Consider the following 22,105-nt stretch of genomic DNA (forward strand, 5'->3'; position numbering starts at 1 on the left):
CATCAGATTTCTCTTGAAGTCGCCCCGCCACTACTGCAACCTGTTCTAGGTCTTAGACGGGAGGACTGCCGTGCCACACGGGACCGAACACCTCATCGTCGAGCGCAGGGGCGCCACGCTGGTGCTCACGCTCAACCGGCCAGAGGCCAAGAACGCGCTCTCATTGCCCATGCTGGTCGGGCTGTACGACGGCTGGATCGCGGCCGACGAGGACGACACCGTACGGTCCGTCGTGCTCACCGGCGCGGGCGGTGTCTTCTGCGCCGGGATGGACCTCAAGGCGCTCGCGGGCGGCGGCCGGATGGCGGGACAGCACTACCGGGACCGGCTGAAAGCCGACCCCGACCTCCACTGGAAGGCCATGCTCCGCCACCACCGGCCGCGCAAACCGGTGATCGCCGCAGTCGAGGGCCACTGCGTCGCGGGCGGCACCGAGATCCTCCAGGGCACCGACATCCGGGTGGCGGGCCGCGGCGCCACCTTCGGGCTGTACGAGGTGCGGCGCGGGCTCTTCCCCATCGGCGGCTCCACGGTGCGGCTGGCCCGCCAGGTGCCGCGCACCCACGCCCTGGAGATGCTGCTCACCGGCCGCCCCTACGCCGCCGAGGAGGCCGAGCGGATCGGGCTGATCGGCCGGGTCGTACCCGACGGCACCGCCCTGACGAAGGCCCTGGAGATCGCCGAACTCATCAACGCCAACGGCCCGCTCGCCGTCGAGGCGGTCAAGGCGTCCGTCTACGAGACCGCCGAGATGACCGAAACCGACGGCCTCGCGTCCGAACTCGAACGCGGTTGGCCGATCTTCGACACCGCCGACGCCAAAGAGGGATCGAAGGCCTTCGCGGAAAAACGCCCCCCGGTCTACCGCCGGACCTAGGGCCCTGCTGACAGCAGAAGGAGACGCCCCATGACACCGGCTCCCGCCCCCGAGGTGCTGCAGGCCCCTCTGGTCGTCGAGTTCCCCTTCACCCGCTCCCTCGGCCCCGTCCAGAGCGCCTTCCTCACGGGGTTGCGCGAGCGCACCGTGCTCGGCGTACGGACCGCCGACGGCCGGGTGCTCGTGCCGCCCGTCGAATACGATCCGGCCACCGCCGACGAACTGCGCGACCTCGTCGAGGTCGCCCCCACCGGCACCGTCACCACCTGGGCCTGGAACCCGGCCCCGCGCCGCGGCCAGCCCCTGGCCACCCCCTTCGCCTGGGCGCTGATCCGGCTCGACGGCGCCGACACCGCCCTCCTCCACGCCCTCGACGCGACCGGGCCGGACGCCGTGCGCACCGGCATGCGGGTACGGGTCCGCTGGGCCGGCGAGCGCACCGGCGCCATCACCGACATCGCCTGCTTCGAACCGTACGACGGCGAGGCCACCCACGAACTGAAGCCCCACGACGGGGTGTTCGCCGACCCCGTCACCGGCATCGTCGCCCCCGCCCGCCTCGACTACACCTACGCGCCCGGCCGCGCCCAGTCCCGCTACCTCGCCGCCCTCGCCGGGCAGAAGACCGTCGGCGAGCGCTGCCCGTCCTGCCGCAAGGTGTACGTACCGCCCCGCGGCGCCTGCCCCACCTGCGGCGTCGCCACCGACGAACAGGTCGAGGTCGGCCCGGGGGGCACCGTCACCACCTTCTGCATCGTGAACATCAAGGCCCGCAACCTCGACATCGAAGTGCCGTACGTCTACGCGCACATCGCCCTCGACGGCGCCGACCTCGCCCTCCACGGCCGGATCGGCGGCGTCCCGTACGACCAGGTGCGGATGGGGCTGCGGGTGACGGCCGTATGGACCGAGGGCGGCCGCTACCCCGACCACTACCGGCCCACCGGCGAACCCGACGCCGACTACGACACCTACAAGGAGCTGTTGTAGATGCGAGACGTCGCCATCGTCGCCTTCGGGCAGAGCGGAACCCGGCGCACCAGCGCCGAGGTCTCCGAGGTCGAGATGCTGATGCCCGTCCTCCACCAGGTGCTCGACGCGGTGGACTTGCGGGCGGACGAGATCGACTTCACCTGCTCCGGCTCCTCCGACTACCTCGCGGGCCGCGCCTTCTCCTTCACCATGGCGCTGGACGGCGTCGGCGCCTGGCCGCCCATCGCCGAGTCCCACGTCGAGATGGACGGCGCCTGGGCGCTCTACGAGGCCTGGGTCAAGCTGCTGACCGGCGAGGCGGACACCGCGCTCGTCTACGCGTACGGCAAGTCCTCGCCCGGCGATCTGCCCGAGGTCCTCACCCGCCAGCTCGACCCGTACTACGTCGCCCCCCTGTGGCCCGACGCGGTCTCCCTGGCCGCCCTCCAGGCACAGGCGCTCCTCGACGCGGGCCACGCCGACGAACGCGCCCTCGCCGAGGTCGCCGCGCGCGGCCGGAACGCCGCCGCGGACAACCCGCACGCCCAGGTGACCCGCTCCGCCCCGGCCGCCGCCCTCCTCGACACCCCGTACCTGGTGCGGCCGCTGCGCCGCCACGACTGCCCGCCCATCGGCGACGGCGCCGCCGCCGTGGTGCTCGCCGCCGGGGACACCGCGCGGCGGCTGTGCGCCCGCCCCGCCTGGATTCGCGGCATGGACCACCGCATCGAAGCGCACGGCCTGGGCGTACGGGACCTCACCCGCTCCCCGTCGACCCGGCTCGCCGCGACCCGCGCCGGGGCCTTCGACGCGCCCGTCGACATCGCCGAACTCCACGCCCCCTTCACCCCGCAGGAGATCATCCTGCGCCGCGAACTGGACCTGGACGACGGCGTACGCGTCAACCCCTCAGGCGGGGCACCGGCCGCCCACCCCATGATGGCCGCCGGGCTCATCCGGCTCGGCGAGGCCGCCGCCGCCATCCACCGCGGCGCCGGGGACCGGGCGCTGGCCCACGCCACCTCCGGCCCCTGCCTGCAGCAGAACCTGGTCGCCGTCCTGGAAGGGGAAGCCTCATGACCATGACGGGCAAGGAACCGGTGGCCGTCGTAGGCATCGGCCAGACCAAGCACACGGCCGCCCGGCGCGATGTCTCGCTCGCCGGACTGGTCCGGGAGGCCGCCGTACGGGCCCTCGACGACGCCGAGCTGACCTGGGCGGACATCGACGCCGTCGTCATCGGCAAGGCGCCCGACTTCTTCGAGGGCGTCATGATGCCCGAGCTGTACCTCGCCGACGCGCTCGGCGCGGTCGGCAAACCCATGCTGCGCGTGCACACCGCGGGCTCGGTCGGCGGCTCCACCGCGCTCGTCGCCGCGAACCTGGTCGCCGCCCGCGTCCACGGCACCGTGCTCACCCTGGCCTTCGAGAAGCAGTCCGAGTCCAACGCCATGTGGGGGCTCTCGCTGCCCGTCCCCTTCCAGCAGCCGCTGCTGGCCGGGGCGGGCGGCTTCTTCGCGCCCCACGTCCGCGCGTACATGCGGCGCACCGGGGCGCCCCCGGCCATCGGCGCGCTCGTCGCCTACAAGGACCGCCGCAACGCCCTGCGCAACCCCTACGCGCACCTCCACGAGCGGGATCTGACGCTGGAGAAGGTGCAGTCCTCGCCCATGCTGTGGGACCCCATCCGCTACTCCGAGACCTGCCCCTCCTCCGACGGCGCGTGCGCCATGGTGCTCACCGACCGCACCGGCGCCGCCCGCGCGCCCCGGCCGCCCGCCTGGATGCGTGGCGGCGCCATGCGCAGCGAGCCGACGCTCTTCGCGGGCAAGGACTGCGTCTCGCCGCGCGCCGGGCGCGACTGCGCCGCCGACGTCTACCGGCAGGCCGGGATCACCGACCCGCGCCGGGAGATCGACGCGGTCGAGATGTATGTGCCGTTCAGCTGGTACGAGCCGATGTGGCTGGAGAATCTGGGCTTCGCGGAGGAGGGCGGGGGCTGGAAGCTCACCGAGTCCGGGGTGACCGAGATCGGCGGCGACCTTCCCGTCAACCCCTCGGGCGGGGTGCTGTCCACCAACCCCATCGGCGCGTCCGGCATGCTCCGCTTCGCCGAAGCGGCCCTCCAGGTCCGCGGGCAGGCGGGCGACCACCAGGTCGAGGGGGCCCGCACGGCCCTCGGCCACGCCTACGGCGGCGGCTCGCAGTTCTTCGCCATGTGGGTGGTCGCGGCGACGTCCCCCACCGCGTAGCCGCGTCCCCGCCGGACGGATCACATCCTCCTTTCGTGGCCTGTCCGGCACCGGCCGCGATCGCTAGGGTGGGGCCGGGACGACGATCCGGGAGGAGCCGACACGTGGCAGACACGACCACGACCGCACAGCCGCTCAGGGGCAACGGCGAGAAGCCCGACCTCGACCTCAGAGGCGCCCAGTGGCAGTCGAGCAGCCAGGGGGTGGGCGATGTCGAGATCGCCTTCGTCGAGGGCTTCATCGCGATGCGCCACGGCCGCCGTCCCGAAGGCCCGGCCCTGATCTTCACCCCGGCCGAATGGCGCGCCTTCGTCCTGGGCGCCCGCGAGGGCGAGTTCGACCTGACCTGACGCCTCATCCGGGCACGCCTCATCCGAGTACTCCTCATCCGAGTACGACGCAGCCCCGCTCGCCGAGCGCCCGGAGCACCGGGCCGTCATCGACGCCGTCGTCGAGCGGGTTCCAGCGCAGGTCGAGCTTTTCGAGGGCGGGCAGCTCCGCGAGCCAGTGGGGGAGCGTCCGGATCTGGTTGCCGCGCAGATCGAGTTGGCGCAGGTGCGGGAGTCCGCGGAGCGGCTGGGGCACGTCGCTCAGCGCGTTCTCCCGCAGCTCCAGCTGGCGCAGCTGACGTAAGCCGGACACCTCGGCGGGCAGGGCGGTGATCCGGTTGCCGCGCAGCCACAGCTCGCGCAGCGAGCCGAGCCGCCCGATCGACCCGGGCAGCCCGGTCAGCCCGGCCTGCTGGGCGCGCAGCTCCACCAGGCCTGCCATGCCGCCGAGTTCCTCCGGCAGTCGGCCGAGCGGGTTCTCGCCGACGTTGAGATAGGCCACCCGGTCGAGCCGACCGAGCGCACGCGGCAGCCGGGTGAGCCGGTTGTCGTGCAGATAGAGGCAGCGGGTCAGGCCCGACAGCTCGCCGATCTCCTCCGGGATCTCGGCCAGCCGGTTGTGGCCCAGGTCCAGCGTGTGCAGCCGCCGCAGCCGTCCGAGGGCGGGCGGGAGGCGGGTGAGGGCGTTGTCGGCGAGGATCAGGACGTGCAGGCCGGTGCGCTGCCAGATCTCTTCGGGGGCTTCGGCGAGCCCCGCCTTCCACAGGTTGAGTGTGTCGGTCACGCGCCCTTGATACCCGAACGGCCCGCCGGGGCGGGCCGTTCGTGCGTAGTGTGTCCGGTCAGGCGGGGCCGGGGGCGCTGAGTCCGGCCCACGGTCGTTGGCGGCCGTCGCTGACCGCCGCTATGCCCCGCTCGTCGTAGCGGGCCGTCCGCAGGGACCAGCCCAGGTTGCCGCACATCACGTGGCGCATTCCGTCCACGTAGTGGTCCACGTCCCGGCGCAGATCCGCCCCCGCGCCCGCCTCGCCGAGCAGCCGTGGCAGCTGGTCAGCGGTCTGCTCGAACCAGCGGTAGCGCGCGTTGGCGAGGCCCGCGATGTGCTCGACCGCGTCCTCCAGGGTGCCGCCGTGCCGCTGGTGGCGGACGATGACGGTGTTGTGGAGGTCCCCGGCGGCCAGCTCCTTGTCCAGGGAGGCGATGTCGTTGGTGAAGACGACCACGTCGTCCGTGGCCTCCCGCATCCGGGCCAGCGGATAGCCGCCGTGCAGCGCGGCGGGCAGGGCGTAGCCGCCGAAGCGCTCGGCCAGGTCCAGGCACGGCTGTACGCCGATGGAGTGGCGGCGCAGCGCGAGTACGGCGTCCACCGAGAGCGGGGGGCCCTGCGGACCGGTGCCGGTGCCGGTGGCGGCACCAGTGGCGGTGGCGGCGCGGTCGAGCGCCTCGCGGTGGTAGGAGTGCAGATACTCCAGCCAGTGGTGGCGGAAACGTTCCCGCCATACCGGCGGGCGGCCCGCGTGGATGCGCCGCCACAGGTCGCGGAAGCTCTCCAGCAGAGGCCCGTCGCCCTGCCCCGGCGCGTCGTCCGGCTCCTCGGTGACCCGTATGACGTCCCGCACCATCCGCGCCACCGCCTCCGGGCGACAGCCGAGTTCACCGTCGAACTGATCGTCGAAGACGAAGTACCAGCCGATGAGGTCATTGCCGACATCCAGCTCCGCACCGGTCGTCCGGGGGTAGAACAGGCCGTTCAGCAGGTCGAAGCGGAGCGCGTCGTACTCGGCGACCGCGCCGCCGGCCGTGAACACGCCGTACCGCGACAGCCATTGGACGGTGTGCACTCTGGCGGCCCCGGTGCCGGGGCTGGGGTCGGCCGAGGCCGGAATGTCGAGCAGGGCCGCCCGGCTCAGCAGCGCCGCATGCCGGGCGTGCGGGCGCGAAGTGGTCGTGTACGTCGTGTTCATGGCGGAATCGCCCCCCTTCGGGATCAGGGGACGGCCGCGCCGCCACTACCACAAGCCGCTGCGGCGACGGGCCGACCCGATGAATCCGGTCATCCTCGCGTGGTGAACGTGCCATCGATAGAGCACGAGTTGAATTGGCGTGTGCCAATGGCAATGCCAGAAGGAAATACCCGCATACCGGGCTACGGAGCGTGCCAGACAGGCTACGCTCGGCGTTACGTGCCGAAGGGGATCGAACGTGGCGGACATGATGGACCGGCAGGACCGGACACGTCGGGCACTGCTGGAGCGGGAGGCGGAACTCGCCGCGGTCGACCTCGCGTTGACCGATCTGTGCGGCTCCGATCCCGGTGATCCGTCCGGCACCCGCACCGGCGGAGTGATCGCCTTCGCCGGGCCGGGCGGCGCCGGCAAGACCGCGGTGCTCGGCGAGATGCGCAGGCGGGCCGCCCACCGCGGCTGCACCGTGATCTCGGCGCGCGGCGGCGAGCATGAGCAGGGCGCCGCGTTCCACGTCGTGCGGCAGCTCTTCCAGCCCCTGCTCGCGACGACCGGCGAGGAGGAGCACCGCAGAATCCTGGGCAGCTGGTACGACATCGTCGCGCCCGCGGTGGGCCTGGTCGTCTCCGGAAGCGGCGGCTCTCCCGATCCGCAGGGCGTGCGCGACGGCCTGGACTGGCTGGTCACCCGGTTCGCGGTGGAGCACGCCCCGGTCGTCATGATCCTGGACGACGTCCACTGGGCCGACCCCGAATCCCTGGACTGGCTCCTGCGGTTCGCCGCCCGCGCCGTGGACCTGCCGCTGCTGCTCGCCGTCGGCTACCGCCCGGAGGACCTGACCGCCGACGCCGCCGGGGTCCGCGGCCTCACCGAACGCCAGGGCTCACGGCCGCATGTGCTCGCCCCGCTCACCCCGGCCGGAGTCGGCAGGATCGTGCGGGACGTGCTCGGCGAGGAAGCCGACGAGGCGTTCTGCCGCGAGTGCTGGGCGGTGACCGGCGGCAACCCCTTCGAGGTCGTCGAGCTGACCGCCAAGGTCCGCGACCGCGACCTCAAACCGCAGACGGTGAACCTCAGCGCCCTGCGCGAGCTGGTCGCCGCCGCCAAGGACAGCGGTCTTGGCGACCGGTTGACCCGGCTCGGCACCGCCGCCGTCCGCCTCGCCTGGGCCGTCGCCGTCCTCGGCATCGAGGCCACCCCGTCGCTGACGGCCAACGTCGCCGGGCTCAGCGAGACCGAGACCGACGAGCAGGTGGCGCGGCTCGCCGACGCCCGTATCCTCGCCCCGCCGCGGCAGGGCACCCGCGGCGGCCAGCCGCTGGAATTCCTCCACCCGCTCATCGCCACCGCCGTCTACCAGGCGATCCCCGGCGCGCTGCGCGTGGCCATGCACGGCCAGGCCGCCTCCGTGGTGCTCGCCGCGGGCCTGGGCTCCGCCGCCGCCGGGCGCCATCTGCTGGAGATGTACCCGGAGGGCGACTCCTGGGTGGTGCGCCACCTCAGGGAGGCCGCCCGGGAGTATCTGCGGGCCGGAGCCCCCGACGCCGAGCGCCGCTGCCTCGCCCGCGCCCTGCGCGAACCGCCCGCCCCGGAGGAGCGCGCCGCCGTCCTGTACGAGCTGGGCTGCTCCGCCCAGCTCACCGAGCCCTCCGTCACCGTCAACCATCTGCGGGCCGCCCTGGAGGAACCGGATCTCGGCTCCGACCTGCGCGAGGCGATCACCTACCGGCTCGCCCAGGCGTACGGCCACAGCGGCCGCATGGAGGAGGCCGCGCAGGTCGTCGCGGCCGAGGTGCCGCGCGCCACCAGCGCCCGCACCCGGCTGCGGATGCAGGCCGAACAGTTCATGTGGAGCATGTTCCGCGCCGACGAGAAGGAGTCCCCCGCCCGCGCCCGGCGTCTCGCCCGGCTCGCCGACCACCTCACCGGCCGCGGCATGGCCGAGCGCCATCTGATGGGCCTGCGCGCCTGGGACGCGATGACGCGCGGAGAACCGGCCGCCACCGCCCTCCACTACGCGGAGGAGGCCCTCGGTGACGGCCTGAGCTGGACCGATGACGACTGGGGCTTCGAGGTCCCGATCCTGGTCGCCCTGATCTTCCTCCACTGCGACCAGCCCGGACGCGCCGAGGCACTGTTCAACACCGGCATAGCGGAATGCGAGCGCAAGGGCTGGCGCGGCTCCCACCTGGCGTTCGGGATCACCCTCCTCGGATACGCCCGGCTGCGCCGCGGAGCGCTCGTCGAGGCCGAGGAGCTGGCCCGCGAGGGCATGCGCATCGCCGACCTCGTGGGCTCCTCCACCCCGGCCCACTGGACCGCCGTCGGCACCCTCATCGAGACCCTGATCAGCCGCGGCCGTATCCGGGAGGCCCAGGAGTTCGCGGCCGGCCACGGCGGCGAGATCCTCCCGCAGGCCGTGCTCTGCCCCGACGTGCCCACCGTCCGCGGCGAGCTGCTGCTCGCCTCCAACCTGCACGGCGAGGCCCGGCAGCAGCTCGCCGACGTCGGCCGCCGGATGGACGGCCGCGGTATGCGCAACCCCGTCTGGTGCCCCTGGCAGCTCCACATGTCCCAGGCCCTCGCCCTGACCGACCCCCGCCAGGCCGCCGAGGTCGCCGACGACGCGGTGCGCCGCGCCCGCCAGTTCGGCACCCACTCCGCGATCGGCCGGGCGCTGCACAGCGCCGCCGCCGTGGCCCAGGGCTCGGAGCGGATCAAGCTGCTGGCCGAGTCCGTCAGCCATCTGGAGCGCTCGCCGTCCGCGTACGACCTGGCCGTCGCGCTGGTCGACCACGGCGCCGCCCTGCGCCGCGTCGGCCTGCCCCAGGAAGCCGGGGACCGGCTCTACCGCGGGCTGGAGGGCGCCGTCCAGTGCGGAGCGGACACCCTGGCGGCCCGCGCCCGCGACGAGCTGTCCGCCGCCGGGCTGCGCCCGATGCAGCTGCGGGTCGATCACACCAGCCCCCTCACCTCCCAGGAGCAGGCCGTCGCCGAGCGGGCCGCCGAGGGCTGGCCGGACGACCGGATCGGCGAGGCGATGGGCCTCGCCGAGCGCGACGTGGCCCGCCTGCTGTCCGACGTCTACCGCAAGGTAGGCACCGACCGAACCGGCCTGGCCCGCCTCCTCGACCCCTCCCGCCCCACCCACCCCCTACCTCCCGACTGAGCGAGACCCGCCCCCGTCGACCGCTCCCCGGGGGCACCGGGGGCAGGGGGTGTTCGGGGTGTGGGAGGGGTGCTCCCGAGCAGGGGAACGGTGGTGGGCCACGTACCATGTCCGCATGTCCTTCCTCCGCCGCCGCAGCGCCGCCACGCCCACCGGGCCGGACTTCGATGTCCTGGCCATGGACCCGGGGGACTGGCCCGGCGATCTGGGCGCGGGGCTGCTGCCCGCACCGGACGGCACCTGCCAGGGCGTCTTCCTGCGCTACGACCTCTTCGGCGGACGCGGACCGGCGATGATCATCGGGAATCTGCCCGAGGGCTCCCCGGCCCGCGAGGTGGCGGAGGGCCAGGCTCCGTTCGAGGTGACCCAGCTGCTGGCCGCCCTCGGCAACGAGGAGGCGGTCCAGGTCGTGGACACCGAGGACACCCCGGTCATGCATGACGACAACCTCCTCATCGTGCGCCGGATCAAGCTGTCCGAAGGCCGGATCTCCTGCGCCCAGTTCGACCGCAGCGACGGCGTCCTCGTCACCATCGCCAGCTGGGACCGGCCGATCACCGACGACCTGTACCGGCTGCTCAAGCCGCTGCCCGCGGAGATGTTCCAGCAGGGCTGAGGGGAAACCGGCCCCGTACCCCGATCGGGTGATCGTCGGACGGCTCGACGCGCCCCGGCGACCACCACGCCACCGCCCACGACGGCGGCGCCACGGGCGGCGAGACGGCCGTACGCGACGACGCCGGGGAACTCCGGCGACGGCGTCGTCACGACCACGCTCGCGGCCCGCGGCGGCCACATCTACCGCTTCACGGCGCGCGGCCGACTCACCGCCCCGAGCGCCGCACCCGCACATCCGCGGCCCGCACGAACGCCACCCGGTGCCCGAACTGGACCTGGTAGTAGACGTCCTGACCGCGCACCACCACATGCCCGGCCTGATCGAACGTGGTCGCCCACAGATACTCGCCCCGGGTCTTCAGCCCCAGCGCGTACCGCTGCCCGGCGAGCAGCTTGTACGGCAGCGGCGAGACCGCCTGCACCGGTACGCCCTCCGGGTACGCCTCCTGCTCCGGGTAGGCGCGCCCGTACACCGGGACCTCCGCCAGGCCCGGCTTCGGCGTGACGACGAGACCCTTGCCGTACACGGCCGTGGGCCGCCGCCGCGGGTTGTGGAACCAGGCCTGCTGGCCGAGGTACCAGATCGCCGTCCAGTCGCCCTGCCGCCCCGCGACCGCGTAACTCTGGCCGGTGGTGGCGCGGGCGCCGGTGTCGTTGACGCCGGTGGTCGAGTCGGCGCCGTCCGGACGCAGCCCGATGTCCTTGACCAGCGGGGCGTCGTCGCTCGGCGCCGTGTGCAGCCGCACCGCGGACGAGCCGTGCGGGGCGCACACCTGTCCGGCCGTCTCGCAGCCGGTGTACACCGGTTCGTTCGTCTCGTAGTCCGGGCGGATGGTGACCAGCCCGCCGGAGGCGCCCGCGGTGCGGCGGAACGGCGCGCCGAGGAGGCCGAAGTAGTGCGCCCAGTCCCAGTACGGGCCCGGGTCGGTGTGCATGCCCTTGATGGTGGAGGCGGTTGTGCCGGGCACATTGTCGTGGCCCAGGATGTGCTGACGGTCCAGCGGGATGTCGTACCGCCGCGCCAGCCACTTCACCAGCCGGGCCGACGACCGGTACATCGCCTCCGTGTACCAGGCGTCCGGCGCGGTCAGGAAGCCCTCGTGCTCCAGGCCGATGGACTTGGCGTTGACGTACCAGTTGCCCGCGTGCCAGGCGACGTCCTTGAGCGGGACGTGCTGGGCGATATGGCCGTCGGACGAGCGCAGCGTGTACTGCCAGGAGACATACGTCGGGTCCTGGACCAGCTTGATGGTGGTGTCCCAGGAGCCCTCGGTGTCATGGATGACGATGTAGTCGACCGACTGGGAGAGCGGGCGGTTGCCCAGGTCGTGGTTGCCGTAGTCGTTGTCCCCGAACTGCTCGTAGGGGGCCGGAATCCACTCGCACGACACATTGCCGGGCGCCTCGACGTGCGGGTCCCGCTTACGGTCCGGCAGCCCGAGCGACCGCAGCTGCCGCCGGTCCGGGACGGCCCCGGGGGTCGCGTCGAGCGTGACCCGCTCACCGTCGCCCGTGGTGCGCGCCGCGCCGCCGCGGATCACGTCGTAGACGTCGTCGGCGAACACGGCGGCCGCCGGGGCGCTGTCGGCGCCCGGGTAGGCCGCCACCGCCGCGTACCAGTCCGCCGGGTCCTCGCTCGGCGGCAGCCCCAGCCGCTTCTGCGTGGCGGCCAGCAGCGCGGCGCCACCGCGCACATTGGCCGCCGCGTCACTGCGCAGCGCCGCGGCGGACAGGCCCGTCAGCTCCGCGGCCCGGTCCAGCGTGCGCAGCCGCGCGGGCAGCTGCCGCGGCTCGGACACCGAGGCCTGGGGCACCTTCAGGGGCCGCGCCAGGTCGCCGCGGGCGTCCTCGGTGCCCTGGCTGTGGTGCGGGGCGGCGGAGAGGGCGGTGAAGGCGTCGGTGAGGTGCATGGGGCCGTAGCCGCCGGTGACGCTGGGCGCGCCACGATGGCCGTCCCAGCGGGACTGCAGATACGACACACCCAGCAGCACGCTCAGCGGCACCCGGTGCTCCTTCGCCGCCGCCGCGAAGGCCCGCTGCAGCGCCCCGGCCCCGTCCGGCGACGGCGTGCCGCCCGAGGGCGCGCTGCCCGCGGGCGGCTGGTCGGCCCGGGCGGCCGGGGCCGCGGAGACGGCCGGGAGCAGAAAGGCGGCACCCGCGGCGGCGCCCGCGGTCCACAGCGCCGTCCGGCGGCTGGGGCCGGGGACCGGTCTGTCCGCGTCTCGTTCCGCGTCGTGGGTGCTGTCCTGTGCGGATGATCCTGGCATTGCAGCCTCCTCAAGGTGGGCTGAGCCGAACCGTGGCCGTGCCCCACCTCCACCGGAGGTACGGCACGGCCTACAGCTATCCGCTGCCAGGCGATCCGTCAATCACCGCCGTACGAAGACGGCTTCGCACGTCACCGCGTGCCCACCGCGGCGCGTACGGCGCGGCGGGCCAGGCCGCAGTCGTCATGCAGCCGCCGCAGCAGCAGCCGCTGCTCCTCACCGGCGGCCATCACCCCCGGCACCACGGGGGCCGGATCGTGCATGGTGCGCTGCACGGCGGTCTCGTACCGGCGGATCTCCCGGGTGAGGACGAGCATCAGGTTCACCAGGAAGGCGTCCCGCGCCGCCGTACCCGCCGCCTGTGCGAGCTGGCTGATCTGACGCCGGGCCACCGGGGCGTCGCCCAGCACCGCCCACAGCGTCGCCAGGTCGTAGCCGGGCAGATACCAGCCCGCGTGGTCCCAGTCGATGAGCACCGGGCCCGAGGGGGACAGCAGTACGTTGTTCAACAGGGCGTCGCCGTGGCAGAACTGGGCCGGGAGCTGCCGCCCCGCCGTGTGCGAGATGCCGCGCAGCAGCTTGCGCACATCGCCCATGTCCCGGTCGGTCAGCAGCCCCAGGTCGTGGTAGCGGGACAGCCGGGCCGCGTAGTCGACGGGGGCGTCGAAGAGGTCCCCGGGCGGCCGCCACTGGTTGATCCGGCAGATCGCGCCGAGCGCGGCCCGCACATCGGAGCGCGATGGCGCCTCGGTGGGATGGCGCTGCGCGGCCACGACCCGCCCGGGCATCCGCTCGATGACCAGCGCGCAGTTGTCGGGGTCGGCGGCGATCAGCCGCGGCACCCGGACGGGCGGCCGCTGCCGTACGAACGTGCGGTACATCGCTATTTCGCGACGGAACCGCTCGGCCCACGCTGGGGAGTGGTCCAGCAGGCACTTGGCGACCGCTGTGGTGCGGCCCGTCGAACCGAGCAGGAGGAGGGACCGCCCGCTGCGCCGGAGCACCTGGACGGGGTTGAACTCCGGGCAGATGCGATGGACCGAGGCGATGGCGGTGCGCAACTGGGCACCCTGCGGGCCGGACACGTCGAGTCGTCCGCTGGGCGGCACGGAGCCGGGGGCGGGGGCCCGCCGCGCGCGGCCGCCGGGAGCGGGGTCGAGGTAGGGCCCATTGCCGGGCAGCTGCCGCCGGTACGGCCGAGGCGGGGCGGACACGGAGGACGACGCTGCGTACATGGGCGAGACAGATCCCTTCGTGTGCCGACGATGTACGTACGCTCCCGGCCCTGGGGGCGGGTCCGCACCCTGGGGAATGCGGCTGGCACATGCCAACTGGCACTTTTCAGCTGGCATTTTCCAACCGCCCCCGGGCCGGGTAGCGCACTCCTACATCACACCCGTGCGCGGGTGGCACACCATCTGGCGGACCCTGGCGAACCCTGGCGAATAGTCGCACGGCTCGTGACGGGCCCGTTACTGTCAAGTCAGCCGAGATCCTGGGGGCTTGACGTGACGAGGGAACCCAACACCCGTCTTGCGGACCTGTTCGGCCTCGCCGGCTGGTCCAAGGGAGAGCTGGCGAGGCTCGTGAACCGGCGCGCGGCGGCCATGGGCCACCCGCAGCTGGCGACCGACACCTCGCGGGTGCGGCGTTGGATCGACACCGGCGAGACGCCGCGCGATCCCGTGCCCAAGGTGCTGGCCGTCCTTTTCACCGAGCGCCTCGGTCGTGTCGTGACCATCGAGGACCTCGGATTCGGACGAGGTGGGCGCGCGGGAATGGGGCAGTCCGCCGACGGGCTGCTCTGGCCCCCCGAGTCCACTGCCGCGGTCCTCACCGAATTCACGGGAATGGACCTTATGTTCAACCGACGCGGCTTGGTGGGTGCGGGCGCCGCGCTCGCCGCAGGTTCCGCCATCACCGGTGCCATGAGCGAATGGCTGCTCTCCGACCCCACCCTCGCCATCGACGCGCCCCGTTCCGACAACCCCCTCTCCGCCGAGCCCGTGGGCTTCGACCGCTACGAGGCCGCCCCCGTGGGCTCCCAGGAGATCGACGCGCTGGAGACGTCGGTCGAGGTCTTCCGCGCCTGGGACGCGGCCCGCGGTGGCGGGCTCCAGCGCAAGGCCGTGGTGGGCCAGCTCAACGAGGTGGGCGGGATGCTCGCCTATCGCCACCCCGAGGTGCTGCAGCGCAGATTGTGGGGTGTCGCGGCCAACCTGGCCGTGCTGGCGGGCTGGATGTCCCATGACGTGGGCCTGGAGCCCACCGCCCAGAAGTACTTCGTCATCGCCGCGCACGCGGCCCGGGAGGGCGGCGACCGGCCGCGGGCGAGCGAGGCGCTGTCCCGCGCCGCCCGCCAGATGGTGCACATCGGCCGCCCGGACGACGCCCTGGATCTGATGAAGCTCGCGTCGTCCGGCGCGGGCGACGAGGCGCTGCCCCGCACCCGCTCCATGTTCCGCACCATCGAGGCCTGGGCGCACGCCTCGAAGGGGCACGGCCAGGCGGTGCGCCGCACCCTGGGGGAGGCGGAGGAGCTGTTCGTCTCCGACCAGGACCGGGGGGCCCCGCCGAGCTGGATGCAGCTGTTCAACGAGGCCGACATGCACGGGATGCAGGGGCTGGTCTACCGCACCCTGGCCGAGCACGACCCGGGCGTCGCGGCCATCTCGCAGCGGTACGCCAAGGAGGCGCTGCGGATGCGGGAGGGCGGGCGGCAGCGGTCGCAGATCTTCGACCACATCTCCATCGCCTCGGCCTCCTTCATCGGCGGCGACGCGGAGGAGGGGGCCGCTTCCGCCCGCAGGGCGCTGGCCACGATCGAGCAGAACTCCTCGCACCGCACCTGGGACCGGCTGTGGGAGATGTACCGGCTCACCGCGCCGTACACCTCGTCCTCCGCGATGCGGGAGCTGCGGGCGGAGATCCAGCAGGCCATGCCGAAGGGGCTGGGCCACCAGAAGGGAGCCGGAAGCGGGGCGGTGAAGAGCACGGTCGTCTAGCGGCTCGGCGGTCAGCGGCCTGGCGGCTCAGCGGACCGGCGGAAGCGCACGGCCGTTCAACCGTTCAGCCGGTCAACCGACCATCGCGAGCAGTACGCAGGCGTCGCCCTCGCGCCGCTCGTCGTCGAACTCCTCGGCCACCACCCGTACGCACTCCCGCGTGCCCCGGGCGGCGGCGAACCGTGGCGCGAGCCCGAGCAGCCGCTCGGCCGTCACCGAGGAGTCCTTGGCGAGCCCGCCCGCGTGCAGCAGAAGCAGATCGCCCGGCTCCAGCGGCTCCTCGGCCTGGGCGTACGTGGCGCCCGTGGTGCCGCCGAGCAGCACCCCGGCCGGGGGGAGCAGGGTGCGCCCCGTCCCGTCGCGGAACAGCAGCGGGGCGGGGTGCCCGGCCTGCGACCACACCAGGGTGCGGGTGGCCGGGTCGTACCGCCCGCAGACGGCGCTGCCCAGGGCGGGTTGCGAGGAGGCGTCGAGCAGTTGGTTGAGCCGCGCCATCAGCGGGCCCGGTGCGATCCCGGCCACCGCCATGCCGCGCACCGCGCCGAGCACCATCGCCATGCCGGAGGTCGCGGCGACGCCGTGGCCGGTGAGGTCGCCGACGCTGAGCAGGGTCCCGCCGTCGGGCAGTTCGAGCGCGTCGTACCAGTCGCCGCCGATCAGCGCGCTGTTCGCGGCGGGGAAGTAGTGGGCGGCGGCATCGAGGGCGGTGGCCGTGGGCCGCCCGCCGTGCGCGAGGGGCGCGGAGCCGCGCCACGGCGGCAGGACGGCCTCGTGGAGCTCGACCGCGAGTCGGCGCTCGGTGCGGGCGATATGCCGCTGGCGCTGGAGCGAGTCGCGGGACTCGCGCACCGCCCGCTCACTGCGGCGCAGCTCGCTCACATCGCGGAGCACGGCCCACATGGAGGCGGTGCTGCCGTCGCCGCCCAGCACGGGCTCACCCGCCAGGTGCACCGTCCGCACGGAGTCGTCCGCGCGGACGACCCGGAACTCGCCGTCGATCGGCTTGCCGTCCACCAGGCAGTCCGTGACCATCGCGGTCAGCACCGGCTGATCGTCGGCGACGACCCAGGAGGGCAGCTCGTCCAGGGACAGCCCGCCCTCCTCGGGGGCGCGGCCGAAGATCTGGCACAGCTCGTCGGACCAGGTCACCTCGTCGGTGAGGAGATTCCACTCGGCGCTGCCGACGCGGTTGAGCAGCGAGCCGGGTGCGAGGGGCCGGGCGGCCGCGGCGGACCCGGGACTCCGCCGCCCCTGCGCCGGCTCATCCGCATGTCCGGTTTCCCGCGCTTCCTTAGCTTCCACGGATGCTTCGACAGACGCTTCCACGGATCGCTCGGACGGCAGCCCCTCGCGCAGCTGGTCCAGATGCTGGCCCAGGTCGTCCAGATGGTGGACGGCCAGATCGCAGAGCGCGCGCTGCCAGCGCAGCTGGGGCTCGTTCGCCGTGCCGCTCAGGTCCGCCGTGGTGTCGCGCCGTACAGCGGCGATGCCGCCGCGGAGCCGCCGGGTCTGCGTGATGAGCGCGTCGACCGTGCCGCGCTGGGGCGACGGGGCGGCGGAATGGTCCGCGGAGCGGGGGGACGGCATGTGTTCTCCGATACGGGCCGGTACGGCGCGGCGCGGCCGGGTCTGAAGGGGTTAGGGCCGGTAACGACTTTTGCACAGGCTGCGACGTCACGTAAGTCGTTTGGCAATACCCGATCCGGTGGTGCTTCCGGCATATGTCAATGGCCTTCCTGGGGCAAGTCGGACACGGCTCGGTGGAGCATCCGATTCCGGGTAGGCTGCGGCGCTCGGGAATCCCTCAGTCCAGGTGTTCATCCGGCATATAGCACCAGGACACCGGCAAGAATGCCGGTCGACGGAAATCCCGTTGCCAGCGAACCCCCCGCACCGGATGCTGACCTCATGTTCGATCCAGACATAGCGCCCAGCGGTACCCTGCTCGGCCTCCTCCAGCGAGGCCGCGGCGACGGTACTCTGCATGCCCTCGCCGCGCCGCGGGCCGAGGCGCTCGCGGCACTGCACCACTGCGTGCTGCACGACCCCCGCCGTGACTGGCAGGTCGAGAACCGCTCCCTCTATTACGCCCGGCTCTGCCTGGACCTCGACGCGGACCTCGACGAGATCGAACAGCACCTCTTCCACCCCGACGACCTGGTGAACACCGACGAGGAGCGCACCGGGCTCGCCCTCGCCGTCCTCGGCCACCTCGCCGCCTACGACCGGCTCGACGCGCTGCGGCTGCTGCGCCGGTACGCCGCCGCGGGCAGCAACTGGGAATGGGCCCTGGACGAGCTGGCCCTGCGCGACGACGACGCCGGGCTGCGCGCCCTCGCCCCCGCCGTCCTCGGCCGCTTCCCCGAGACCCCCGACGGCGAGGCCGAACTCGCCACCGCCGCGCGCGGCGCCTACGAGCCCCGCCCCTGGCGGCTGTGGGCCGACGACCCGGCGTACGGGCCGCGCGTGCGCGCCGTGCAGGAGCAGGGCTCCTTCGACCGCTGGCAGCGCCAGCTGCGCCCCTCCGGGCCGCGGCCCGGCTGGAGCGTGCACGACGTGCTGACCTGGGCCCAGCAGGAGCACGACCTGCGGCCCGGCTCCAGGCGCCCCGACGCCGCCGCCCGCTGCCTCGCCGCCGTCGCCGGTCCGGAGGACCGGCCCGAGCTGCTGGCCGCCGCCGCGTCGGCCCCGGAGGCGGCCCGCGCGACCGCCCTGCGCTACCTCGCGGACAGCGGTGACCCCGAGGTGCTGGACCTGATCGAGGCCGCGGTGACCGAACCGGACGCCTCGGAGCCGGTCTCCCGGGCCGCCCTCGGCGCCTTCGAACGCATGCGCAGCATCGCCGCCCTGGACCGTGCCCGGATCTGGGCCCACCGCCCCGACGCGCTCGGCGCCGCGGCCGCCGCGATGCTCGCCGCCCGCGGCGGACAGTACGACACGGGCCTCGTGCTCGCCGCCCTCCGCCGCACGGTGCGGTCCGAGGGCCCGCACAGCCAGGCCCTGTGGACGCTCGTGGACGGCGCCGGGCGCCTCGCGATCACCTGCGCCGCCCCCGTCCTGCGCCACGTCTACCGCGAAACCGCCTCCTCCCACCTCCGGGGCCGCGCCGCCCGCGCGCTGGCCGCCACCGATCCCTCGTTCGCCGCGGGCTTCGCGGTGGAATGCCTCTGGGACTGCGAGGAAACGACCCGTGAACTCGCCGCCCGCCACGCCGCCACCGGTGACGCCCGCGTCGTGGAACAGCTGCGCAGACTGGCCGCCGACCCGGCCGAGGAGGCGGAGGTCCAGACCGCGGTCCGCAGCCGCATCGGCCCCGACGCCGCCGGAGTCTGACCACGGCGCCGCCGGAGTCCGACGCAGGCGGGCGCGGGGCGGTCACCCGGGGTGGCGGAGTCGGCGGGGCGGGTGACCGTGGCCGGGGCGGGAACCGATGTGTTTACGCCATGTGGTTATCCGTAGACCCCGGAGTTCGTGTCGGGATTCTGGGGGTTCGTCCCACACTCGCCCGGCTTCCGAGGGCGCGGGGGCCAACGCTCACGGGACGTTTCACGGCTCGCAAGGTGGACGATGCCGGGGCCACCCTTCGTACGCCGAGAACACCGGTATGCGAGTCGCCATCGTGACCGAATCCTTCCCGCCCGACATCAACGGCGTCGCTCATTGCACGCTGCAGACCGCCCAGCATCTCCACCGGCGCGGTCACCAACCGCTCGTCATCGCCCCCGCGGGTCCCCCCGGAGGCCCGACTGCCGCAGGCCTGCACGACGGGCCGTCCGACGGGGCCGGGGACGCCGACGGGGGGCATCCGTTTCCCGTTGTCCGGATTCCCTCCCTGCCCCTGCCCGGCTATCCGCAGGTGCGCGTCGCGCTGCCCAGCCGCCGGCTGGCCGCCGCCATCACCTCGCACCGCAGTGATCTCGTCCACCTGGCCAGCCCCTTCGTGCTCGGCGCGCGCGGGATGACGGCCGCGCTGCGGCTGCGGATTCCCGCCGTCGCCGTCTACCAGACCGACCTGGGCGGTTACGCCCGTACGTACCTCGGCGCGGGCGAGAACGCCGCCTGGCGCCGGATACGGGCCGTGCACACCGCCGCCGACCGCACCCTCGCCCCGTCCACCGCCGCCGCCCGCGACCTCGACGAGCACGGGGTGCCGCGGATCGCGCTGTGGCCGCGCGGGGTCGACACCGAGCGCTTCCACCCCTCGCGCCGCGACCCCGAGCTGCGCCGCTCCCTCGCCCCCGGCGGCGAGCTGATCGTCGGCTACATCGGCCGCCTGGCGCCCGAGAAGAACGTCGAGCTGCTGGCCCCGCTGTGCACGCTGCCCGGCGTCCGGGTCGTCGTGGTCGGGGACGGGCCGAGCGAGCCCGCGCTGCGCGCCGCCATGCCCGGCGCCCGTTTCCTCGGCCGCCGGACCGGCACCGAGCTGGCCCGCATCTTCGCCTCGCTGGACGTCTTCGCGCACACCGGCCCGCAGGAGACCTTCTGCCAGACGGTGCAGGAGGCGCAGGCCAGCGGTGTGCCGGTGGTCGCGCCCGCCGCGGGCGGCCCGCTCGACCTCGTCGACCACGGCCGTACCGGGCTGCTGGTGCCGCCCGGCGACGAGGACGAGGTGCGCGACGCCGTATCGCTCCTGGCCGCCCACCCCCGGCTGCGTGCGACGCTCGGGCAGGCGGGCCGGGAGGCGGTCGAGGGCCGCACCTGGGAGGCGATCGTCGACCAGCTGATCGACCACTACGCCGAGGTGCTGATGGCCCGTACGGCGGTGGCGGCATGAGCGACGCACCGTCCCTCCGGATCGTCCGGCTCGCCAACTTCGTCACCCCCTCCTCCGGCGGCCTGCGCACCGCGCTGCGCGAGCTGGGCGCGGGCTACCAGGCGGCGGGCCATGAATCCGTCCTGATCGTGCCGGGGGAGCGCGACGCGGACGAGCACACCCGCCAGGGCCGGGTGATCACCCTCCCCGGCCCCGCCGTGCCCGGCACCGGCGGCTACCGGGTGCTGACCGACCGGCGGCGGCTGACCCGGCTGCTGGACGGGCTCGCGCCCGACCGGCTGGAGGTCTCCGACCGCACCACCCTGCGCTGGACGGGGGAGTGGGCGCGGCGCGCCCGCGTGCCCGCCGTGATGGTCTCCCACGAGAGCGCCGACGCCGTGCTGCGCACCTGGGGCGTGCCCGAGGGCGCCGCTCGGGGCGCGGCCGACCGGCTGAACCGCCGCACCGCGCGGGCGTACGCGCGGGTCGTCTGCACCACGGAGTGGGCGGAGCGCGAGTTTGTACGGATCGGCGCGCGCAATGTCGTACGCGCCCCCCTGGGCGTCGACCTCGGCCACTTCCACCCGTCCCACTTCGACGGCGCGCTGCGCGAGCACCACCGGGGCGACGCGGCCGTGCTGCTCGCCATGTGCTCCCGCCTGTCGCCCGAGAAGCGGCCGGGCCGCGCGCTCGACGCCCTCGCCGAACTGCGGCGGCGCGGCGTCCCGGCGGCGCTCGTCGTCGCGGGCGACGGCCCGATGCGCCCCCGGCTGGAGGCCCGCGCCCGCGCGGAGGGGCTTCCGGCGGCCTTCCTCGGCCACGTCGGCGACCGGTCCCGGCTGGCCGCGCTCCAGGCGAGCGCGGACATCGTCCTCGCCCCCGGCCCGGCGGAGACCTTCGGGCTGGCCGCCCTGGAGGCGCTGGCGTGCGGGTCGCCCGTGGTCGTCAGCGCCCTGTCCGCGCTCCCGGCCATCGTCGGCCCGGCGGGCGCGACGGCGACCGACGACGGGGCGGCGTTCGCGGACGCCGTCGCCGAGGTCCTGGCCCGCCCCGAGCCCGTACGCCGCGCGACGGCCCGGGCCCGCGCGGAGCGCTACGGCTGGCCCGCGGCGGTCGACGCCTTCCTGGCGGCGCACGACGCGCCCGCCGTCGCCCGGCCCGACGGGCGGGCCCCGGCCCGCACGGCGGTCGGCGGTGCCCGGTGAGCGCACCCCGCGCTCACCCGGGCCACCGCCCCCACGCCGCGGCCCCGGGCGCCAGGGCGACCGCCCACACGTCGGCCACAGTCCCGGACGCGCCCCTTCCGGACGCGCCCGCCGAGACCGGTGCCCCGGCCCCAGCCGGGACGGCCGCGTCGTCGGCCCAGGGTTGGGCCGAGCCCTGTCCCGGGCCGGACACGGCCGCCCACCAGACCGGCCCCGCCGAGCCCGCTGCCGGGACGTTGGTCCCGCGCAACGCCGCGATGCCGGACCCGGGGCCGCCGCCCCGCCACGGGGCTGTGCCTGCCGTAGCTCCCGTCCACCGGGCGGGGAGCGCAGCGTCAGAGGACGACGCGCCCCTCCCGCCCCACGCCCCGACCCCGGTCGCCCGCCGAGCCGTTCGCCCGGCGCCGGGCGCCCCGGCGAATGGTGTGGTGGCCGGTTCGTCGCCCGCCGCTGCGGGTGGTCTGGCCTGTGCCGTTCCGGTGGCCGACCGCGATGCCGTAGCCGTCACGCCCCACGTTCCGGTCCCGGGCGCGGCGTCGCCCGTACCGGCCGTTCCGGTTGCCTGCGGGGCCGGTTCTACCGCGTCCGGTTGCCCGGCGGCTGCTCCGGTGGTTCCGGTGGTCCGCCGTCCGGACGTCGCCGGTTCGGGGGTATCGGTCGACGATGTGGCTGGGCCGTCGCCCGTTGTGTTGGG

17 protein-coding genes are annotated in these 22,105 nt (G+C 74.2%); 11 read left to right on the forward strand and 6 right to left on the reverse strand.

Annotated elements, in window-relative coordinates; genetic code table 11:
- The first annotated feature begins 70 nt into the window (after positions 1-70).
- The 5 genes from ABZ370_RS24700 to ABZ370_RS24720 all read left to right on the forward strand — a co-directional run bounded on the left by ABZ370_RS24700 (position 71) and on the right by ABZ370_RS24720 (position 4,451).
- Entirely contained in the window at positions 71-877 is an 807-nt protein-coding gene (locus tag ABZ370_RS24700; protein ID WP_358624734.1) for a crotonase/enoyl-CoA hydratase family protein, read from the forward strand.
- A 30-nt stretch (positions 878-907) separates the two neighbouring features.
- On the forward strand, positions 908-1,867 hold the full coding sequence (locus tag ABZ370_RS24705; RefSeq protein ID WP_358624736.1) for an OB-fold domain-containing protein: 960 nt from the start codon (positions 908-910) through the stop codon (positions 1,865-1,867).
- On the forward strand, positions 1,868-2,929 hold the full coding sequence (locus ABZ370_RS24710; RefSeq protein WP_358624739.1) for a thiolase domain-containing protein: 1,062 nt from the start codon (positions 1,868-1,870) through the stop codon (positions 2,927-2,929).
- 2 nt (positions 2,930-2,931) lie between these two features.
- Positions 2,932-4,101 carry a thiolase domain-containing protein gene (locus ABZ370_RS24715; protein WP_358624900.1) on the forward strand — a complete coding sequence of 390 codons (1,170 nt, stop codon included), beginning with the start codon at positions 2,932-2,934 and terminating at the stop codon, positions 4,099-4,101.
- 104 nt (positions 4,102-4,205) lie between these two features.
- The gene (locus tag ABZ370_RS24720) at positions 4,206-4,451 is read left to right on the forward strand and encodes a DUF397 domain-containing protein (RefSeq protein WP_358624741.1); all 246 of its coding nucleotides are present in this window, start codon (positions 4,206-4,208) and stop codon (positions 4,449-4,451) included.
- Between the two features lie 34 nt (positions 4,452-4,485).
- Here ABZ370_RS24720 and ABZ370_RS24725 read toward each other — a convergent pair whose 3' ends face one another.
- Together ABZ370_RS24725 and ABZ370_RS24730 are read right to left on the reverse strand one after the other, a co-directional pair.
- Positions 4,486-5,214: a leucine-rich repeat domain-containing protein gene (locus tag ABZ370_RS24725; protein ID WP_358624744.1), complete on the reverse strand. Its 729-nt coding sequence runs from the start codon at positions 5,212-5,214 to the stop codon at positions 4,486-4,488.
- A 58-nt stretch (positions 5,215-5,272) separates the two neighbouring features.
- Positions 5,273-6,394 carry an isoafricanol synthase gene (locus tag ABZ370_RS24730; protein WP_358624746.1) on the reverse strand — a complete coding sequence of 374 codons (1,122 nt, stop codon included), beginning with the start codon at positions 6,392-6,394 and terminating at the stop codon, positions 5,273-5,275.
- Positions 6,395-6,641: 247 nt separating this feature from the next.
- Between ABZ370_RS24730 and ABZ370_RS24735 the strand changes: the two genes are divergently transcribed.
- Positions 6,642-9,563: an AAA family ATPase gene (locus tag ABZ370_RS24735; protein WP_358624902.1), complete on the forward strand. Its 2,922-nt coding sequence runs from the start codon at positions 6,642-6,644 to the stop codon at positions 9,561-9,563.
- A 115-nt stretch (positions 9,564-9,678) separates the two neighbouring features.
- Complete coding sequence (locus tag ABZ370_RS24740; protein WP_358624749.1) at positions 9,679-10,179, forward strand: hypothetical protein; 501 nt, start codon at positions 9,679-9,681, stop codon at positions 10,177-10,179.
- Positions 10,180-10,387: 208 nt separating this feature from the next.
- Here the strand turns inward: ABZ370_RS24740 and ABZ370_RS24745 are convergent, their stop codons facing one another.
- Both ABZ370_RS24745 and ABZ370_RS24750 read right to left on the reverse strand, forming a co-directional pair.
- Complete coding sequence (locus ABZ370_RS24745) at positions 10,388-12,448, reverse strand: peptidoglycan recognition family protein (protein ID WP_358624752.1); 2,061 nt, start codon at positions 12,446-12,448, stop codon at positions 10,388-10,390.
- A gap of 131 nt (positions 12,449-12,579) precedes the next feature.
- Positions 12,580-13,683 carry an aminoglycoside phosphotransferase family protein gene (locus ABZ370_RS24750; RefSeq protein ID WP_358624754.1) on the reverse strand — a complete coding sequence of 368 codons (1,104 nt, stop codon included), beginning with the start codon at positions 13,681-13,683 and terminating at the stop codon, positions 12,580-12,582.
- Positions 13,684-13,956: 273 nt separating this feature from the next.
- Between ABZ370_RS24750 and ABZ370_RS24755 the strand changes: the two genes are divergently transcribed.
- Entirely contained in the window at positions 13,957-15,453 is a 1,497-nt protein-coding gene (locus ABZ370_RS24755) for a hypothetical protein (RefSeq protein ID WP_358624757.1), read from the forward strand.
- A gap of 72 nt (positions 15,454-15,525) precedes the next feature.
- Here ABZ370_RS24755 and ABZ370_RS24760 read toward each other — a convergent pair whose 3' ends face one another.
- Positions 15,526-17,040: a SpoIIE family protein phosphatase gene (locus ABZ370_RS24760; protein ID WP_358624760.1), complete on the reverse strand. Its 1,515-nt coding sequence runs from the start codon at positions 17,038-17,040 to the stop codon at positions 15,526-15,528.
- Positions 17,041-17,361: 321 nt separating this feature from the next.
- Between ABZ370_RS24760 and ABZ370_RS24765 the strand changes: the two genes are divergently transcribed.
- From ABZ370_RS24765 to ABZ370_RS24775, 3 genes are all read left to right on the forward strand, one after another.
- On the forward strand, positions 17,362-18,786 hold the full coding sequence (locus tag ABZ370_RS24765; protein WP_358624762.1) for a HEAT repeat domain-containing protein: 1,425 nt from the start codon (positions 17,362-17,364) through the stop codon (positions 18,784-18,786).
- Positions 18,787-19,057: 271 nt separating this feature from the next.
- On the forward strand, positions 19,058-20,227 hold the full coding sequence (locus ABZ370_RS24770; protein WP_358624764.1) for a glycosyltransferase family 1 protein: 1,170 nt from the start codon (positions 19,058-19,060) through the stop codon (positions 20,225-20,227).
- A complete protein-coding gene (locus ABZ370_RS24775; RefSeq protein WP_358624766.1) occupies positions 20,224-21,411 on the forward strand; it encodes a glycosyltransferase in 1,188 nt (395 codons plus the stop codon). The genes ABZ370_RS24770 and ABZ370_RS24775 overlap by 4 nt, the downstream gene beginning before the upstream one ends.
- Positions 21,412-21,746: 335 nt before the next feature.
- Here ABZ370_RS24775 and ABZ370_RS24780 read toward each other — a convergent pair whose 3' ends face one another.
- Positions 21,747-21,926: a hypothetical protein gene (locus ABZ370_RS24780; RefSeq protein ID WP_358624769.1), complete on the reverse strand. Its 180-nt coding sequence runs from the start codon at positions 21,924-21,926 to the stop codon at positions 21,747-21,749.
- Positions 21,927-22,105 lie beyond the last annotated feature (179 nt).

This window comes from Streptomyces sp. NPDC005962, assembly GCF_040629205.1.
GTDB lineage: Bacteria > Actinomycetota > Actinomycetes > Streptomycetales > Streptomycetaceae > Streptomyces.

Bases quoted from the DNA above. Each gene is read 5' to 3' on its own strand.
- ABZ370_RS24705 (WP_358624736.1), top strand. From the start codon at position 908: ATGACACCGGCTCCCGCCCCCGAGGTGCTGCAGGCCCCTCTGGTCGTC.
- ABZ370_RS24710 (WP_358624739.1), top strand. From the start codon at position 1,868: ATGCGAGACGTCGCCATCGTCGCCTTCGGGCAGAGCGGAACCCGGCGC.
- ABZ370_RS24715 (WP_358624900.1), top strand. From the start codon at position 2,932: ATGACGGGCAAGGAACCGGTGGCCGTCGTAGGCATCGGCCAGACCAAG.
- ABZ370_RS24730 (WP_358624746.1), bottom strand. From the start codon at position 6,394: ATGAACACGACGTACACGACCACTTCGCGCCCGCACGCCCGGCATGCG.
- ABZ370_RS24735 (WP_358624902.1), top strand. From the start codon at position 6,642: ATGATGGACCGGCAGGACCGGACACGTCGGGCACTGCTGGAGCGGGAG.
- ABZ370_RS24740 (WP_358624749.1), top strand. From the start codon at position 9,679: ATGTCCTTCCTCCGCCGCCGCAGCGCCGCCACGCCCACCGGGCCGGAC.
- ABZ370_RS24745 (WP_358624752.1), bottom strand. From the start codon at position 12,448: ATGCCAGGATCATCCGCACAGGACAGCACCCACGACGCGGAACGAGAC.
- ABZ370_RS24750 (WP_358624754.1), bottom strand. From the start codon at position 13,683: ATGTACGCAGCGTCGTCCTCCGTGTCCGCCCCGCCTCGGCCGTACCGG.
- ABZ370_RS24760 (WP_358624760.1), bottom strand. From the start codon at position 17,040: ATGCCGTCCCCCCGCTCCGCGGACCATTCCGCCGCCCCGTCGCCCCAG.
- ABZ370_RS24765 (WP_358624762.1), top strand. From the start codon at position 17,362: ATGTTCGATCCAGACATAGCGCCCAGCGGTACCCTGCTCGGCCTCCTC.
- ABZ370_RS24770 (WP_358624764.1), top strand. From the start codon at position 19,058: ATGCGAGTCGCCATCGTGACCGAATCCTTCCCGCCCGACATCAACGGC.
- ABZ370_RS24775 (WP_358624766.1), top strand. From the start codon at position 20,224: ATGAGCGACGCACCGTCCCTCCGGATCGTCCGGCTCGCCAACTTCGTC.